This window comes from Paenibacillus sp. GSMTC-2017, assembly GCF_016019935.1.
Classification (GTDB): domain Bacteria; phylum Bacillota; class Bacilli; order Paenibacillales; family Paenibacillaceae; genus Pristimantibacillus.
This window is the reverse complement of sequence record NZ_JAECMT010000002.1, coordinates 964623-983137: the sequence shown is the minus strand read 5'-3', so window position 1 is coordinate 983137 and position 18515 is coordinate 964623. Positions and strand designations below refer to the sequence as shown.

Annotated in this window: 12 protein-coding genes; 11 read left to right on the top strand and 1 reads right to left on the bottom strand. The window is 39.6% G+C overall.

The features are described from left to right. Positions 1 to 5 precede the first annotated feature (5 nt). The 10 genes from I6N90_RS11905 (at position 6) to I6N90_RS11860 (ending at position 16155) form a co-directional block, all read left to right on the top strand. Positions 6 to 1832 carry a cache domain-containing sensor histidine kinase gene (locus I6N90_RS11905; protein ID WP_197935702.1) on the top strand — a complete coding sequence of 609 codons (1827 nt, stop codon included), beginning with the start codon at positions 6 to 8 and terminating at the stop codon, positions 1830 to 1832. A gap of 463 nt (positions 1833 to 2295) precedes the next feature. Then, entirely contained in the window at positions 2296 to 2964 is a 669-nt protein-coding gene (locus I6N90_RS11900) for a tetratricopeptide repeat protein (RefSeq protein WP_197935701.1), read from the top strand. A gap of 24 nt (positions 2965 to 2988) precedes the next feature. Next, positions 2989 to 4734: a sensor histidine kinase gene (locus tag I6N90_RS11895; RefSeq protein ID WP_197935700.1), complete on the top strand. Its 1746-nt coding sequence runs from the start codon at positions 2989 to 2991 to the stop codon at positions 4732 to 4734. A gap of 126 nt (positions 4735 to 4860) precedes the next feature. Then, a complete protein-coding gene (locus I6N90_RS11890; RefSeq protein WP_197935699.1) occupies positions 4861 to 6447 on the top strand; it encodes an SWIM zinc finger family protein in 1587 nt (528 codons plus the stop codon). Beyond that, entirely contained in the window at positions 6444 to 9350 is a 2907-nt protein-coding gene (locus I6N90_RS11885; RefSeq protein ID WP_197935698.1) for a DEAD/DEAH box helicase, read from the top strand. Before I6N90_RS11890 ends, I6N90_RS11885 begins: the two co-directional genes overlap by 4 nt. A gap of 8 nt (positions 9351 to 9358) precedes the next feature. Next, positions 9359 to 9559, top strand: coding sequence for a hypothetical protein (locus I6N90_RS11880; RefSeq protein ID WP_197935697.1), 201 nt, complete (start codon positions 9359 to 9361; stop codon positions 9557 to 9559). A 117-nt stretch (positions 9560 to 9676) separates the two neighbouring features. Beyond that, a complete protein-coding gene (locus tag I6N90_RS11875) occupies positions 9677 to 11047 on the top strand; it encodes an ABC transporter substrate-binding protein (protein WP_197935696.1) in 1371 nt (456 codons plus the stop codon). A 13-nt stretch (positions 11048 to 11060) separates the two neighbouring features. Next, positions 11061 to 12872, top strand: coding sequence for a cache domain-containing sensor histidine kinase (locus tag I6N90_RS11870; protein WP_197935695.1), 1812 nt, complete (start codon positions 11061 to 11063; stop codon positions 12870 to 12872). Then, on the top strand, positions 12869 to 14512 hold the full coding sequence (locus tag I6N90_RS11865) for a response regulator transcription factor (RefSeq protein WP_197935694.1): 1644 nt from the start codon (positions 12869 to 12871) through the stop codon (positions 14510 to 14512). Before I6N90_RS11870 ends, I6N90_RS11865 begins: the two co-directional genes overlap by 4 nt. Before the next feature lie 29 nt (positions 14513 to 14541). Then, positions 14542 to 16155, top strand: a complete 1614-nt coding sequence (locus I6N90_RS11860) for a glycoside hydrolase family 3 protein (protein WP_197935693.1) — start codon at positions 14542 to 14544, stop codon at positions 16153 to 16155. A 130-nt stretch (positions 16156 to 16285) separates the two neighbouring features. Here the strand turns inward: I6N90_RS11860 and I6N90_RS11855 are convergent, their stop codons facing one another. Beyond that, complete coding sequence (locus I6N90_RS11855; protein ID WP_197935692.1) at positions 16286 to 17425, bottom strand: YfbR-like 5'-deoxynucleotidase; 1140 nt, start codon at positions 17423 to 17425, stop codon at positions 16286 to 16288. A 108-nt stretch (positions 17426 to 17533) separates the two neighbouring features. On the opposite strand from I6N90_RS11855, the gene I6N90_RS11850 reads away from it, so the two are divergent. Continuing rightward, a complete protein-coding gene (locus tag I6N90_RS11850; RefSeq protein WP_332262443.1) occupies positions 17534 to 18511 on the top strand; it encodes a bile acid:sodium symporter family protein in 978 nt (325 codons plus the stop codon). Positions 18512 to 18515: the final 4 nt, after the last annotated feature.

The window sequence follows — 18515 nt, the reverse complement described above, 5'->3', positions numbered from 1 at the left end:
AAAAGATGAAAACATTCCGTGAGTTCAGGAAAAACACCGGATATTTACCCATTGGTTATAAGCTTATGTTGTCTTATCTGGTATTTATCATCATTCTTGTCTCAGTGAATGGCTATGTAACAAATTCTATGTACGAATCATCTATGCGGAAACAAACAGAAACGAACATCAAAGGAACACTACTGCAAATTACAGACAATGTGGCTTATAAAACAGATGACCTCGTTCGCATATCTGCAACAATGTATGATGATTTAGACTTTGTATACCGGTTGAAACAATCGCTCGGAGCAACAGGGGAGGGCTTTGAGCGCTTTGAATATATTAGGACAAAGTTAGACAGTGCCTCAAAATCAATTGGACTAAACCTGAGATTATCCGTCTATACTCAAAATGAGACGATTAGTGAACAATATCGTACGCGTTCAGCAGAAGAAAATACTTCTGGCAATGAACAGACTTACGATATTTACCAATTAAAAAAGATTAAAAAAAAATATTGGTATATGATGTTGCCTAAAGAAGAGTACGATAAAACGATGGTTTGGGATCAAGTAGAAGAGGATGCTGAAGAAGATCGTATTTCGATGATTCGTCGGATTGTTGATACAACTGACCTCATTAATGTTAAAGAGGTTGGTATTATGCGCTTCAGTGTAAAGATATCAGAACTATTTGAAAGTGTTAATTACGAGAAGCTCGGTGCTGGAAGCCAGTTGTTAGTAAAAAATAGTAATGGTGAGCTAATTTACGCGTCCGGACTACCATTAGATGGATTAAATGTCACGTTGCCCTCCACCGAACATATGGTTGAGGCTGATGAACTAAATCCAAATGTAAAATATTCAACAATTGAAGAAAAAATGCATCAACAAAATTGGACAATAGTTGCACATGTACCACTAACGATTATCGAAAAAGAAGCAGAAAAGGTACGTGTTTTTATATTAATTGTTTGTGTACTTTGTTTTATTATATTTACTTTCGCAGGTATAATTTTTTCACGTTATTTCTCAAAAAGAATAACAAAGTTTGTATCAGTTCTGAACGCATTCAGAGATGGTGACCTGCATAAACGTATTTCTTACCGAGGAAAAGATGAATTTTCACAAATTGCTACTGCGCTTAACGGAATGGGTGAAGATATTGAAGCATTAATTAAAGAAGTATATTTGACCCAATTACAGAAAAAAGAAGCAGAGCTCGAAATGCTCCAAACACAAATAAATCCGCACTTTTTGTACAACACTTTAAATTCAATTAATCGTTTAGCTAAATTTGGGGAAAATGAGAAGTTGCAGAAGATGGTTGTTGAGCTTGCTAAGTTTTATCGTTTAACGTTAAATTCGGGCAGAACGCTAATTCCTGTACATTCTGAAATTGAGCAATCTAATGCTTATTTGGAAATACAGAAAGTAAAGTATGGACATCGACTAGAAGTAACTTTTGATATCGATGCAGATATATGGAAATATGAAACGATTAAATTAATTGTACAGCCTTTTATTGAAAATGCGCTCAAGCATGCTTGGAGTGGTGATCGCATTCATATTCGAATAGTCGCGCGGAAAGAAAAGGATACTATTTTGTATAGAATTATTGATGATGGTCTTGGTGTGCGACAGGAACGTATACAAGAAATAATGGATGCTTCCAAAGATAGCGAGACTGGCTTTGGCATTCGTAACATTCATCAACGTGTTCAATTGCAATATGGACCGGAATATGGTGTATCCATATTTAGTCGCGTTGGAATAGGGACTTCAGTTGATATTCGTATTCCGGCAAAAATGAGAAAGTTATTTTATTTGGATGAAGTAATAGGCGAATAATTTATGGTGTATATTGCTAACGTCCACAACTGGAAAAAGGGTCTATTTAGGTACGTTCATCATTGAGATGAGACGATGGAATAGACCCTCTACAAATGGGTCAACTGATGGATCATCCATTCTTGAATAAAAGGGGTGCAAGTGGCTCACGCATCTACTAGATTGTTAATGAGCTCTTCCTCCCACTGCTCCAATTCTCAGTATGTATCACCTGCTTGGCTATAATTATTTTGCGAGTTAGTTTGGCATTATATACTGGCTTAGTATGCACATCATCACTCATCCATTGCACCTGTAACTTCCACTCTGGGAAATCGCAGCTATTAATTGCTTCATATAAATCTTTCGGTTTTTATGCGAATTAAATAGAGAAAATTTATATCATTTCCAAAATATCGACGTGCATTATGATATGATTGGACTATTGAATATTTGCTAAATTATAGGTGATACGGAGGAAGTTATGTTTCAATTTACGTTTATCTTTTTATGGCTAAGTTGGCTTCTTGGTAATCCGTTTATCGCGATGATTGTATTGCTTGTTATTTTATATCTCATTGATCGCAGGTTTGTCGGACTATCTCCTAGTCTATTAAAACCGATCAAGCGCAGGTCCCATATACGAAAGTTAAAAAACCAAATCCAAGTGTCACCAAATGATGTATCAGCAAAACAAGAATTAGCTCGTCAGCTTATTGCGGGGAAACGATATAAGGAAGCACTTCAAATACTCGAACCGTTAAAAAGAGTGTTAGTAGAATCTGCTGAGTATTGGGATGATTTAGGCACGTGTTACTTACAAACGAATTCTGTAGATGAAGGTGAAACATGTATACTAGAGGCGCTTAAGTTGAATGAAAGAGTTAAATTTGGCGCTCCGTATTTACGTCTAGCGACGATTCATGTGAAGGATAATTCAGATAAAGCTTTATACTATTTGAATGCATTCCAGGAAATTCATTCATCTTCTTGTGAGGGCTACGATCGTCTTGCGACAATTTACAAAGGGCTAGGGCGAATTGATGATGCGAAGCAAGCTGCAGAGGAGGGGCTACGTGTTTACAAATCGTTGCCTAAATATAGGAAGCGGGTTGAGCGGAAATGGGCGGTTCGATTGCTTTTTAAAAAATGAATATAAAGGAGCAAAATGTAACTAATGCAGCGCAATATGTGGCTAATGGCAATCAGCGTAGTAATTGTGCTGATTCTTATAAATAACACAGCTTATTACTATTTAACTAAACAAACATTAGAAGATGATCTTGAACAAGAAATGCTCACATTAGGTAAACAAATTGAATTATCCGTGGAGCAATCGCGAATGGGGGCGGAGCAATTTGAGAAACAGATTGCGAAAGAACTTCGTACAGCCGCAATTGCAGCTCAGTATGCGTTAGATCCCGATGTAGAGAAAGTTACGAACGAACAACTGAAAGAACTTAGTGCGAAACTAGAAATTGATCATATTAGTTTATTGAAACGAACTAGTGATGATATTATTTTGTATCGTTCATCAAAAGAAAGTCAATTAAACAAAAGTACGAAAGAATGGATACCTTGGCATAGTAGGTTTAATCAACTTTTTGATCAGAAGGAGCCTTCACAGAAGTGGTTAGGTCAGGAAATGACTAATTTTTGGAGCGGTCCATTTGAAGTGTCAGCAACAAACACGAAAAAAATTTATAAATGGGGATATTATTTTGATGGAACAACGAATTACATCATTGATCCATTCGTTTCTAACAAAATTCAAGAGGAATATAACCGAATAACTGGAGTGGATCGACTCATCCATGATTTAACCATAAATAATGAGTCATTGCTTGAGATTACAGTTATGAATCCGCGTACTTTTCCTAATGGTGCTAAAAGTGATCAAATTTACGGCAATGCAAAAGAATATTTTGTACAGCGGCCACAATTGTTTGGTAGCTATACGATAAAGTCAGATCACGATGTACATTCTGTTCGAGAAGCTTACCGAACACAAGAAGTACAAACGATTAACGAATGGATAGGCGATCGTCATATATACAAGATGTTTATTCCAGTTTCCGTCGAAGGTAAAGGATTTAGTATAACCGACGAAAACGGCGAAGAGTTAAAAAGTTACGTACTTTCCATTGTATCCGATCATGGTATCATACAAGAAAAGCTGGATAAACAGTTTCTTAACTTAGGACTAATGATCTTAATATTAACAGCTGCAAGCTTAATCATCGCAATTGTAGCAATGCGTTATTATAAACATTCAAGGGATAAAGCAGTTCGTGTTGCTCAAGAAACGTACACCGAAGAAATAAATAGTATGTTCAATTCTATTCGCGCACAGCGACATGACTTTATCAATCACGTACAAACGATCCACTCGCTCGCTGAATTGAATAAATATAACGAATTAGTCGCATACACAAAAGAGCTTATCGGTGATATTCATCAAATGAACGATATAATAAGCATAGGTAATCCAGCGATAGCAGCCTTAATACGATCAAAGATTTCACAAGCAGAAAGTTATAGAATTAACTTCCAATGTTACTTCCATGGTTTAAATGTAATAGGAATGGGGGCAAAGACGTTAGACATAAATCGCATTCTCGGCAATCTAATCGATAATGCTTTTGACGAAGTGTTGAAATATGAGGATAGTAAACGTGAAGTGACGTTAATTGGTACTCAGTCAGAACATTTGCTCGAATTAATGATTTCTAATACTTGTGAAAATGCATTGGAAAAATCACAAAAACCGTTGTTCGACGCAGGATTTTCTACAAAGAAACAATTACATCAAGGTTTAGGACTTTCGATTGTTAAGACGATCGCTGAACGATATAGAGGTGAAGCTTCTGTCGTTGTTGATGCACCAAATAAATTATCGTTTATTGTAAAGATTCCAATGTAATCATATTTCCTACTACAGTTTCCTAAGCAAAGCGTCATCTGGGCGGAAAGCATTCGTCGTGATGGCGTTTTTTTGTTATAATAATAAGAATGCAAATGAACGGAAAGAAAGGTGTTGGTCCTCTCCATGCGACTACTTGAGAAGCTGCATTCTGTGTTGGAACAGCAACTTAATGAATATATATCTGGCCCCATCATTAAACATGGATGGAGTTACTATAAAAATGGTCAAGTAAAAAGTGTCACAGCAACAGCCCAAAATACGTTAACGGGTGTAGTGAATGGCTCTACGCTTTATGCAGTAGTAATCGATGCAGAGCACCTTCGCTATAGTAGTTGTACCTGCCCATATGATGGGCTTTGTAAGCATATGGTTGCTATTTACTTTCAATATTGCAGTGAGCATAAGGGTGGGCCAATAGGGGCAGAACAGTGCTATTTCAGACTACTCGGCTTAACACCAGCGAGAAATTTAGTTAAAGAAGAGGAAGTTATAGGAAACGCCGAGTCTACATTTACACCTAATGAAGGGGATCCCTTTGGAACATGGCTAGAGTGGATGGAGTCGGAATACGGGGAAACATGGAGGAAATGCCGTCATTCACTTCATGCACTTCAACCGCTACTTTCTAGTTTAAAAGGCCTTTCAAAGGATTGGGAGAAGTCATATCAACGGTTACATTGGTCAACCGCAATAATTTTTATATTGGAACAAGCTGAACGAGCGATATTAACGGTCGATAGCTTCAGTCGTTATTATCATGAGATGTCCTTTCTTAGAATGGCGGAGCCATGGATTGAACATTGCAATACGTTAATTGGAGAGCTTGAACCAAAAGAAATGAACGAGCGAGAAATTGCTTGGAGTAATGCGTTAATTTTCCATATTAAACAGAGAGCATTATTGACTGAAAAACAGTTGTTCGATTGGAGTTTTTTATATTTAAGCTTTTGTGAGAAGCTCTCAGAAAATCGAGACTGGTATGAACAAGAGATGTCCAGATTGTTAAACGAACTGGACTCGCAAGATATAGTGGAGAGAAACGATTCTTTTCTCCATAATGCTGCAGGTATGATGTATTTCTTCGATCAGAAGGATGATCAATCTATTCATCACTTTGTGCTCGGTTCTTTCGAAAAGTCTCAAAAGCTAATTTATCCATGCGTTGCAAAACGTATAGAGTCAGGGCAGTGGGATACGGTTGAAAAGTGGATGAGTTTTTTGAATGAGCGGGTTTACAATAATCGTAACGCACGTACGGTTGGTCCGTTTATTACACTTTGTCGTAGAGCTGATGAAGCGAGGCCGGATCTACCTATTTGGACAACATATATGATGGATATGCTTCCTTACTCCTATAACGAGCTATCTGAACATTGGTTAAAAGCAAAACGGTATGAGGAATGGGCTGACTTGCAACTCTTTATTGGAGTAAAGCTGGAAGATATTAACGCGCCGGAGCTACGTGAAGTAGCTAAGGTGGCGCCACATACATTAATGCCGATTTATCATCAATCCATTGAATCGGCCATTGGGACAAGAAATAGACAAGGTTACCGAATGGCTGCGAAGCAACTAAAGAAGTTAGAGAAGTTATATAAAGCTTCAAAGGAAACGGCCAAGTGGGAGGGTTTTCTAATCGAGCTTGTAGCGAAAAATCAACGGTTAAGAGCATTGCAGGAAGAGTTGTGGAAAGGGAAAGTTGTAACATGAGAGTACTTACAAGTACAAGGCAAATAACAATCGATGGCACTTGGAGCGTAGAAGATGGAAAGTCAGCTCTTCTCCTTAATGCTGTAGAACGGAAGGACCAACCCGAAGGAAAGCTTCGTTCCTTATTATTTGCTTGGCATAAAGCCTCTTGGTATGGCACGAATGTAGAGGAAATACGCTTAGGCAGCCACTCTATTCTGAAGTTGTCTCCATTGGTTGCAATCGATTATTTGTCTTCTCCTGCACCTGTGAGGTTGTTGCAAATTCACTGGACAGAACGGTTGTCTGTAATGATCCAGCTTGCAGGATTAATTAGGAAAGTGTTGTTAAAGGGATGGTTTGTGCCAGATTGGACGAATTGGACAGAAACGAACCGAAGTTGGAGAGTCTCTTTCCCGGACGACGAAATCGAGATTAGCGGGCAATGGGAAACGTTATTACAAGAAGCTGTTAATAATGGTGACATTGGCATTGATAGATGGCTAAGTGAGGCTGTCGAAGAGATGATGGTGACGAATGAAGAACTTCAAACCATTTGGGCTTCTATCGGAGCGGAATCAGGTGAAAGCGTTCTAAGGCGTAAAGGAACCGATGAGCAGGAATGGTTAATCGCTATCGGTGTTGAAAAGGATACATTACCATTTCGTACTGCACTTCAGTTGATTGAGCCGAGTGATGGCAACGGATGGCTGTTACGGCCAGTATTGCAGGACCGAGAAGGTGGAGCGTGGTTTCCAATTGGCCAAAATGTTATAGATGGGGATTGGATAGCTGTTGAAACAGACGAACACTTGTCTTTGCCTACCGATTGGCAACCAGTTTTAACATTAAAGATGGATAAGGAAGTAACGAAGTGGATTAATGTATTGCCACATCTTGAAGATGAAATGAATAATGGAACCCTTAAAAAAATATTGACTGAGCAGGAAGCTTGGGCTTTTCTGGAGCATGGAAGTATAGCGTTGCTTGAGGCAGGTAGTCCAGTACTCCTTCCAGCATGGTGGGAAGTTGTTCGCTCTAGGAAGCTAAGACTAAAAGCTAAGATGAAATCGTCAGTGGGGTCTTCTGCGCAATCAATGTTTGGTTTGGACCAAATTGTGCAGTTCGATTGGAAGCTTGCGCTTGGTGATATCAATTTATCGGAAAACGAATTTTTGAAGATGGCAGAAGAAAATCGCCGTCTATTCCGAGTCGGAGATGAGTGGGTACATCTTGATCCACAAGATGTTGATCAAATAAAGCAGTGGCTGAAACGGGTAGGTAAGCGAAAAGGGCTTTCGTTTCGTGATGTACTTGAGATGCATCTTCGCGGCGGTACGGATTTAGACATTAGTGGTGACCTTGAATCTGAGCTACGCGCGGAAGTGGAGCTTAATGAGCATTTGCATGCATGGCTCGAACAGCTTCAGCATATTTCACAAATCCCGCTAGTTGATCCACCAGAAGCGTTTCTTGGAGAGCTTAGACCTTATCAGCAACAAGGTGTTTCTTGGCTCTTGTTTCTAAGGAAGTTTGGTCTTGGTGGTGTACTTGCAGATGATATGGGACTTGGGAAAACAATTCAATTTATGGCTTATTTGATGTCCATGAAGGTTCAAGAAAGTGATTTTAGTGGACCATCACTTCTTATTTGTCCAACTTCTGTAATCGGAAACTGGGAAAAGGAGTTAAAAAGATTTGCTCCGAGTTTACGCGTTATGCTCCATTATGGAAATAAACGATTCAAAGGTGAAGAGCTTGAGGAAGAAGTCAAAGAGGTCGATTTAGTAATTACGTCCTATTCCTTAGCGCAATTAGATGAAGAAGAGTTAACACGGATCCATTGGAATGCTCTTTGCTTAGACGAAGCGCAAAATATAAAAAATGTATATACAAAACAGTCAACAGCGATTAGACGACTATCTGCTAGGCATCGTATTGCTCTAACGGGTACACCAATGGAAAACAGATTGACGGAGCTATGGTCGATTTATGATTTTATCAATCCTGGATATTTGGGAACGATTACGGAATTCCGCAAAGCAATTGTTGTTCCTATTGAACGTACAAGAGACAAAGAATTAATTGAAGGATTGCAACGATGGGTGAAACCATTCATGCTGCGAAGGGTTAAGAAGGACCCGCTTATTCAATTGTCATTGCCGGACAAAATCGAATCCAAAAGTTATATGACTCTAACTGCTGAACAAGGCGCATTGTATGAAAACATTGTATCTGATTTGATGGAGAAGCTGGATAAACTAGATGCAATGCAACGTAGAGGGCTAATCCTTGCAACACTTACGAAGTTGAAACAGCTATGTAATCATCCCGCGCTAATGCTTAAGGAAACGGGGAACGAGGCTTGGAGTACAGATCGTTCTAATAAGATGGCAAGGTTGCTTGAAATGTGTGAGGAGATAGCAGCAGAAGGTGAACGTTGCTTAATTTTCACACAATATGTTGAAATGGGAACACAAATTCAAAGTATGCTTGAGGAAGGGCTTGGAATGCCCGTACCTTATTTGCATGGCGGAGTACCAAAAGCAAAACGAGATGACATGATTACAAAGTTTCAATCTGAAGAGGAAAACTGCTGCGCATTTGTACTTTCTCTGAAAGCAGGAGGTACAGGGTTAAACTTAACGGCTGCTAACCATGTTTTCCATTATGATAGATGGTGGAATCCAGCAGTAGAAAATCAGGCAACGGATCGGGCATTCCGTATCGGTCAGACGAAACAAGTTCAAGTGCATAAATTTATATCACTTGGAACGCTTGAAGAAAAAATAGATGAAATGATCGAAAGTAAACAATCGTTAAATGATCAAGTTGTTGGCCAATCGGAAAACTGGATTACAGAATTAAGTACGGATGAGCTTAAAGATTTGTTTGCTTTGCGTGAAGGCTGGCTGAAAGGATGATAGAACGTATGGCCGAGGACAATTTACGATTGAGAGCTACGAGGCTTAATCTTACGAACTATGAGCCGAATTCAGATGACGATATGATGAATGCTGAAATCAAAGCAAATGAGCAGCAAGAGGAATGGATTGGTCCTTCTAATGCGAATGAGCAATGGAAAAGTTTTTATCGTAAGGTAAAGGACATTACAGAGAAGCTTCGTCAATAAAAAATAGAATTGTATCCCCTACTTGTCGTTTTTTTTCCTAGTTCACACTATGTGACAGAGGATATAATGTATTAGATAAGTAGGGGGACATGAATCAGTGCATGGAGGTTTTCCTACGTGAAGAAAAGCTTAATCCTAATCGCTGTTCTTGTTGCTTTTATGACGAATGTGGCTGCATGCAGTACGAATAAGTCTCAACCACTTAACGAGCATGAAACTAACAAATATAAAGAGATATCTCTAACTCTACGTCATACCCAGATAAAAGAATCGAGCCAACCAAGGCTACGTGTACTTGAGGACGTTGTCGCGAAGACGATGGCTGAAAATGCAGGGGTGACGATTAAACTTGAAGGTATTGATGAAATCGTCAATCGTGACACGAAGCTCAAGCAAGAAATGGCAGCAGGCAACCCACCCGACATTTTTGAAGTATTTGGTGGAACCGATATTAAGTTGTATGTGAAAGCTAACAGGATGCTCGATTTGACACCTATTTTGGAAGAACTTAATCTAACTGATAAATTCGAAAGTTTAGCTGAGTTTACGATAGATGGTAAAGTTTATGGTGTGCCGTATGGTGGATACAGCGAAGGAATCTTTTATAACAAAAAGATTTTTAATGAGCTTGGGCTGAAAATTCCAAAAACATGGGACGAGCTAATTGAAACGTCAGAAACGATTAAAAGATCAGGTTATGTACCTTTTGGATTAGCAGCTAAAGATGCTTGGGTCTCGGGTATGATGTGGAATACGATTATGGAGAGGCATGTAGGCATAGATGCCTTCTATAAGCTATTAACCGGTGAGACAAAATGGACAGACCCTAATTTCATTAAAGGGTTTGAAGCATATGCAGAGTTTGTGAAACGGGGCTATTTCCCTCCTAGCGCCCTAGGTTCTTCCTATTCGCTTCAAGGAGGTCAATTGCTGAGAGGTAAGGCGGCGATGGTGTTTACTGGAACATGGGATGCAAACCCTTTCACGAGTAAAGATGCGGGATCATTACAGGGGCAAATCGGATTTTTTTCATTTCCGTCCATACCTAATGGTTTAGGTGATCAAAAGTCTATTAACGCCTCTTATTCTAATGGATTTGGTTTCTCTTCAAACTTATCGGCCGAGCAGATTGAAGTCGTTAAAATGTTTATTGCTAACTACTTTAATGAAGATGTGCAAAAACGGGCCTTTAATGAAGACAAGCTGTTGCCGTCCATGAAATTTACTGATACCTCTGATATGGATCCGTTAATGGATGAGATTGTAACTGTTATATCGCAAGCTAGCAGTACTTGGCCAGCTTTTGACGCGATTGTACAACCATCAGTAACTGCTGAGATTGGAATTGGACTTCAAGAGTTAATTGGAAATATACACACGCCTCAGCAAGTAGCTGAGAAAATACAGGCTGCCCAAAATAAGGCCAATGCTGTCCAAGTAAAACCCGCAGGACTTAGTACGGTTCCTCCGGTGATCGAGAGCAAATAGGAGGCATAGCGTAATGAATTTAAGACCTAAGCTTATGCTTGCCTTTATTTCGCTTATCATTATCCCAATGATCGGATTAGGTATTTTCTCCTTTATCAATTCCGAATCATTGCTTGAGAAGAAGTATAGTGAACTTTCGGAAATTACGTTAAAGGCAATAGGTGGGAATATTTCCTATTTTTTCAGAGAGATGGACCAGCTCTCAAACGGAAATGTGATTAGCTCAGAAGTACAAGAAACACTTAAACAAGATGATTTTTTGCCTGAGGAACCTAGTACATTGATCCGGATTAATCAAGCGGAGAAGGAAATGAGCAGAATATTGTTTCAGCATCCTGCTGTAAGCTTCGTCGTTCTTTATGCGAGTGAAGGTACGATGTTCCGCTCTTATCGCAATGATCCGACGACGTTTAGACCAATTACGTTTCAGGAACTACAGCAGAATGCGCTTTATGACGACGTCATTGCGCGTGGGGGAATACCTTTATGGATAGGTCCACATGAGCAACGTGATCTGACAGGTGTTAAGCCTCCTTTATTTACAATGATGCGTGTCGTTAAAGATATGGAGTCGTTTAACGATCTTGGTATTATGGTGACGCAATATAAGACGGAAGAAGTAAATAGCATGTTGAAAGCTTTTCAAAATCCAGATGCGGAATCATCAGGTACACGCTATTTCATTTTGAATGATAAAGGCCTTATTATGCTTGATAGCAACAAACAATTTGATGGGCAAAGTATCGATCTATATACGGATTCTGCACCACAATTGACTAAAGTTTACAAAAGCTCCAGAATGGAGTTTGATGGAGTAGACAGTTTAGTTTCTTCCTATCAGTTAGATCGAAACGGTTGGATATTAGTTTCCATTCAAACGTGGGACTCATTAACAAATGAAAATATTAGATTCGTACAATGGATTGGCATGATTACTGTATTAGGAATTTTTTCTGCTGTACTATTTAACGTATTTTTTGTTAACCGGGTAGCTAAATCCATTATTAAAGTAGTTCGTAAGATGAGGCTTGTTGAACAAGGATTGTTAGATATACGAATTACTGCGCAAGGGAAGGATGAAACGGTTCTACTTGCGAATAGTTTTAATAGTATGGTAGAGCGAATAGGCGATCTTCTTATCGAAGTTAGAGATGAGCAAGAACGAAAGCAACATGCTGAGATGATGCTTATGCAAGCTCAAATAAAGCCTCATTTTCTGTTTAATACGTTGGAATCGATCAATGCACTTGCTGCACAAAATGAAGGCGGAAAAATTATGTTAATGGTAAGACGCCTTAGCAATCTGCTCCGGACAAGTATGCATCATTCCGAAGAAATTAGTATTAAGCAAGAAGTTGAACATGTTAGAAGTTATTTGGAAATACAAAAATACCGTTTTGAAGAATTATTTACTTATGAATTGGTAGTGCCAGAAGAAGCTTTCGAATATTCAATCCTTAAACTTACATTGCAACCACTAGTCGAAAACAGTATCCAGCACGGTTTCGATGGTTACGAAGATGGACAAGGGGTAATCTCGATTATTGTTACTGTTGAGCCGCAGAAGATTATTATTACGGCAAGCGACAATGGGATTGGCATGAATCATGATGTTCTCTATAAACTAACTGAGGGCTACAGCCCTTCAAGTAAAAAACATGATGAAGCTGAGATGGGTGAAAGAAGAGGATTAGGTATCCGCAATGTCGCAGACCGTCTGCGAATTCATTACGGAACGGGATATGGCATGATGATTTGCAGCTCAGAGGGCTGTGGTACAACGATTCGTTGTGTAATACCGAAGAGCAGAGGTGAGGGGCTATGATAGGACGGGTGCTCCTAGTTGATGACGAAGCACATATTACAAGAAATTTGGAGAAAGTTATTCCCTGGGAAATGCTTGGACTGGTCGTTGCTGGTGTTGCCAAAAATGGTGTAGAAGCACTTCAAATTATGGAGCAAGATTCGATTAATTTACTTCTATGCGATATAAGGATGCCAGTAATGGATGGACTTGAGCTCGTAAGACAAATACGAGAAAGAGATATACCTTGTGATATCATCATGTTATCAGGTTATCAGGATTTTACTTATACTAGGGCTGCTATTCAGTATGGTGTTAATGACTATGTATTAAAGCCTATACCTTATGATGAATTGACAGGTGTTATTGCTCGAATTATGTCTTTTCAACGGAATAAACAAAAGCAACTTTTTGAAGAACAGCAAAAGCTGGGACGAATGATTGATCTTGCCAGTGAAAAGATACTTTACGATATTATAATGGACTACACTGATTTTTCAGGAAGTGAATGGCTCTTTACCGGCGACGAACAGAAGCTCAAATTGCAGCAATATGTGATGATTGTACTTGATCTTGACGTAAGCTCCGAGAAAACGAAAGACTGGCGAGATTGGTCTGATAAAGAGCGGAAACTGTGGAATTTCGCAGTTTGTAATGTGCTACGTGAAAAACTTCAATCGAATGGACTTCACCATGCAGTTATTCAAACAAGAGATGGCGAATGGTGTGTCTTGATAGAGACGGATAAATCCGTTATATTCAATAATGAATTGATACAAAGCTGGGCGGAAATGCTCTTAACCGCAGTTAAGAACCATGTTAAGTTATCTTTGAACGCGGGCATCTATCGTAAGTATGTTGGGGTAAATGATCTCTCAGAAGCGTTCAAGTTAGTACAACGGGGAATGCAACTAACCCCTGCACATGATTCAATCTCTTTCTATCCATCGGATCAGCAAAGATCTACTAGCGCGGATCAAGCCTTCTGGATTACTGCAGAAAAGATGATCAGTGCGGTCAAACGGGGAGATAGCTTCGCAGTTGAGTATGAAGTGGAGAGCATCTCTCAACAATTACAACATTTGAATGAACTTAATAGTTCCAGAGTCAAACCTCTTCTTCATTTTTTTGTCCTTCATCTAATGAGAGAGATGAAGGAGATGGCGCTCTTCTCAAGGGAGCAGGAGGAATTGTTGTGGCGCAGGCTAGATAGACGATTCGGCATTAAAGAATTACTTGTTTTCATTCAACAAGTAACAAATGCCGTTTCAGAACGATCGATTGATAAGAAGAAGCAATCTGAAAACTCTATGGCAGAAGCTAAGTTGTTTTTGGACCGCAACCTTTATCGAGATTTGAGCGTTGAAGAAGCAGCCACACATGTAGGGCTAAGCACATCCTATTTTAGTTTATTGTTTAAACAAACTTATGGGGAAACGTTTATTGAATACGTCACTCGTCAACGAATGGAAAAGGCGAAGAGTATGCTGGCGGAATCTCAAAAGAGTGTTGCACAAATAGCAAAAGAGGTTGGTTATGCGGAACGTCGTTATTTCACGAAAGTATTTATGAAGTATACAGGCGATAATCCAACTGACTACCGTAGTAAATTCCAAGTTCGGGAGCTTAATACAAACGAAAGTGGAGAAGAAAGTAGATAATACGACAATTCATGAGAGGGTGTAGTGTAATGGTTCGCAATGGTGAGTGGAGAAACTGGAGTTTGAAAGAAAAGATTGGCCAATTATTCGTATTTGGATTTAATGGATATGAGCCGACTGAACAAATTAAAGAACTAATTAATTCTTATGGTATCGGCGGAACAATCTACTTCACACGTAACGTTAAGGACGCGAAACAAGTACATAGTCTGTCTGTAGAGTTACAGCAATTGACGAAAAAAGCTGGCAGACCACCAATGTTTATTGCGATTGACCAAGAAGGCGGCATGGTAGCAAGATTAGTTGACGGTGTTACTCTTATGCCGGGCAATATGGCTCTTGGAGCTACTGGTGTTTCAGAATCCGCACAAGAAACGGCGCGTATCTGTGGTGAAGAACTGCGTTCATTAGGTATTACAATGAACTATGCTCCATGTATCGACGTTAACAATAACCCTGACAATCCTGTTATAAATGTACGTTCTTATAGCGATCGTTCTGATATCGTATCTGATCTGGGAGCAGCTGCTGTGATTGGTTACCAATCCGCTCGTGTGGCAGCTACAGTTAAGCATTTCCCAGGCCATGGCGACACTTCAGTAGACTCTCACCATGCATTGCCAGTATTGCCACATAGTCGTGAACGTCTCGATGCGATTGAACTATTACCATTCCGCGCGGCAATTGAAGCGGGCACGGATTGTATCATGACAGCACATGTTTGCTTGCCAGCACTTGACCCAACTGGTGTACCTTCAACATTGTCTGAACCTGTTCTAACGGGACTACTTCGTAAAGAACTAGGCTATGATGGTATTATTGTTACAGATTGTTTGGAAATGAGTGCAATTGATGAGCATTATGGACCAGGTCAAGGATCTATCCAAGCTCTAAGAGCTGGAGCGGACATGGTACTTGTAAGCCATAGAATTGATAAGCAAATTGCTGCGCTAGAAGCTGTAGCTGATGCAGTTGAAAGTGGAGCATTGTCCGAAGCTCGTATTGATGAAGCATTAGGGCGTGTTTTACGTTTGAAAGAGAAGCTTCAGCTTGAAGAAGAGATTGCACCTTGGGAGCAAGTACAAGATGAAATCGGCACAGCAAGAAATAAAGCAATTGCTGTTAAATGGAGCGAAGCTTCAGTAACACTTGTGAAAAACGAAGGTAAATCATTGCCACTTAAACGTGATGTGCAGACGCTAGTACTATGGCCAGATATCGTTCCAGTATCTGTAGCTGATGAAATGTTATCAAGCGACGGTACGCTTGGTGATTTCTTAACACAGTACGGTGCAACAGTAGTTGAACGTAAGATGAACAGCGAGAAACCTTTAGAAGGTATCGAAGGGTTTCAGCAAGTTGTTGTTGTAACGTATGATGCTTCCAAACATCCTTTGGAAAGAGATATCGCACGTGAAGCTGTAAAACTTGCTGGAGACCGTGTTGTAGCTGTCTCAGTTCGTAATCCACTCGATCTATTGTTGTACCCTGACGTTAAAACGTACGTTGCTGTCTATGAGTGCAGACCACTTGCATTATCTTCAGCTGCGAAGGTGTTGCTTGGTGATTTAAAACCAGTTGGAACACTTCCACTTGAAATTTCACCTGCATATCCATTTGGTTGGAGTGCTTCTCTGAACTAATACATGTCATCCATACTAGAACTTATACGATAATAAATTTAAAATCCTCTCTATCCGCTGTGGATAGAGAGGATTTTTTTTGTAGTAATACATGATTAGAGGAAAGTATCATTATAAAGTCCGCTATAAGCTATCTTACAAAGTGGTCATAAGTAAGATCGTGAAGAATATAAGCAAGGAAAAAGATAACGCAAGGATTTTCATAATGATGTTGAATATGAACAAGCTGTTTATAGTATTTATCTCCATAATGCGGATTGTTCCGCATCTCAAGATTGCTCTTAATGAGTGCGTCTATCTTATCACCAATATCGACTAGTTGTCCTTCATACGTTGCATCTTTGGAATGAACGAGAAAATCCATCATTTCTTCATGAAAGAAGTCAGGGAGCTTAAGGACCATCTCTCTCGCCACTTGTTGCTCATATTGTTCAAAAGCTTCGCGGATGATGGGGGACGACTTCTTAATTGGCGAAGCGACATCTCCGCTTACCCCTTCAACGATGTCATGCATCGTTGACTTGCCGAGAAGTCGGTATAGATCAATATTTTTTTTACCAAATCGTTCTTTCTCCAATAGCCCGTTAAAGAGGGAGATTGCAGCTACACGAAAGGAATGTGTAGCATCATTATCAGGAATGAGATTGAAGCTGCCGCCCCATCGTTCAATAAGGTCTAAATTCAGTATGTGATCAAGAAATTGTTTCACACCATCGTCGTTTCCTAGTGCGTGAAGTATCCACTTGATGGACTGACAGGGGGAATGCGCAAGCTGATGATGAAATTGCTCGTATTTACTACCGAAATAGGGGTTCGAATCAAGCTCGTATTCTCGTTTACAAAACAACATGGCATCGAATGAATCAATTTCGCGTACGAGTTGACCGATATAAGTGTCATCTTCCGCATCTACAATGTAATCATAGAAATGTGGCTGCAACGATTTTGACAAATAAGACACAATTTCTTTACTAACTTCACTCTCAAGCTTTTGTATATGTTCTGCAACATGAGCATCTTTTTTTGTGACGTATTTAATGGAGCCTGTTACCGTTTCGTTCAAATCGTGGAGTAGTGCTCTAGCGACAATAGATAGCTTATCGAGGACGTTTCCGTAAACTTTCTCTTCAATAATTCCGATGAGAATAGCAATTGACGCACAGCGAAAGCTATGGCTAGCGGCATTGTCCTTGTACCTTGGCGAATATTCTTTCCACCTTGAAACATATTGCATAGCTATGATCGTATTAGTAAATTGACTGTTTTTCATTATGCACCACCTATTCTCTTTTGTAGGAAGTGTTCTACCAAGACTGTGTCTATGCTATTATAAGGCTTATCAAAGATTGCGACTAGATGATATGAATGAGGGATCAGTGTGCGTAGGCTCGGACTAGCATTTAACTCATATTTTGAAAAGTGGATGTTTCTTATTATTCCCGGATCACTCGTACTTGGATTTATATTTGCAGCTTCTCTGAAGCCAATGATTCATGCTGTACCTTATATGTTTGCATTCGTCACTCTTACGATGGCAATAGGTTGCGGACTCGGTGAGCTAAAGGTAGTAATGAAGAAGCCGCGTATTATGGGACTTACATTCATTTTGGCACATATCATCTCACCATTAGTTGCGTATGGGGTAGGTGCAGCTATATTTGGAATGGATTCGCCATATGTTATTGGGTTAGTACTGTTTACGATTATACCGCTAGGCATATCTACGGTATTATGGGTGAGTATGTCAGGAGGGAACGTTCCTCTTGTGCTTGCGATGGTTGTACTGGATTCTATGCTTAGTCCGCTAGTTGTACCTGCTGTTATTCAACTGTTTTTTAAATCGGCAATAGAGGTTAAGGTGGGACCGCTCATGCTTGATTTGACGATTTTGATCGTCTTGCCAACGATTATAGGCGTAGCCTTGAACGAATGGTCAAAGGGGAAAATTCAGGATCAGGTTAAGCCATATACAGCCCCGATTTCTAAACTATGTTTTGTAGGTGTTGTGTCGCTGAATGCTTCAGCAATCGCACCTTTTGTTGATCAACTAAAACAAGATATGTACATTTTGGTGCCAGTTGTCATTGTATTAGTAGGTTTATGTTATGCACTTGGATTTGTTGGTACAGTTGGTTATCGGGATAGGCAGCTGCAAATTACAGTTTCCTACGCTACTGGAATGCGAAACATTTCACTCGGAATTGTACTTGCACTAACGTATTTCAGTCCACTTGCAGCAGTACCAGTGGTGTTATCGATATTAATTCAACAACCGTTAGCTACTGTCCATCATTACGTTTTACAAAAACTTAACAAAGAGAAAAGTAGCGGAACTGGGCAGACACATGTAACATAAACGT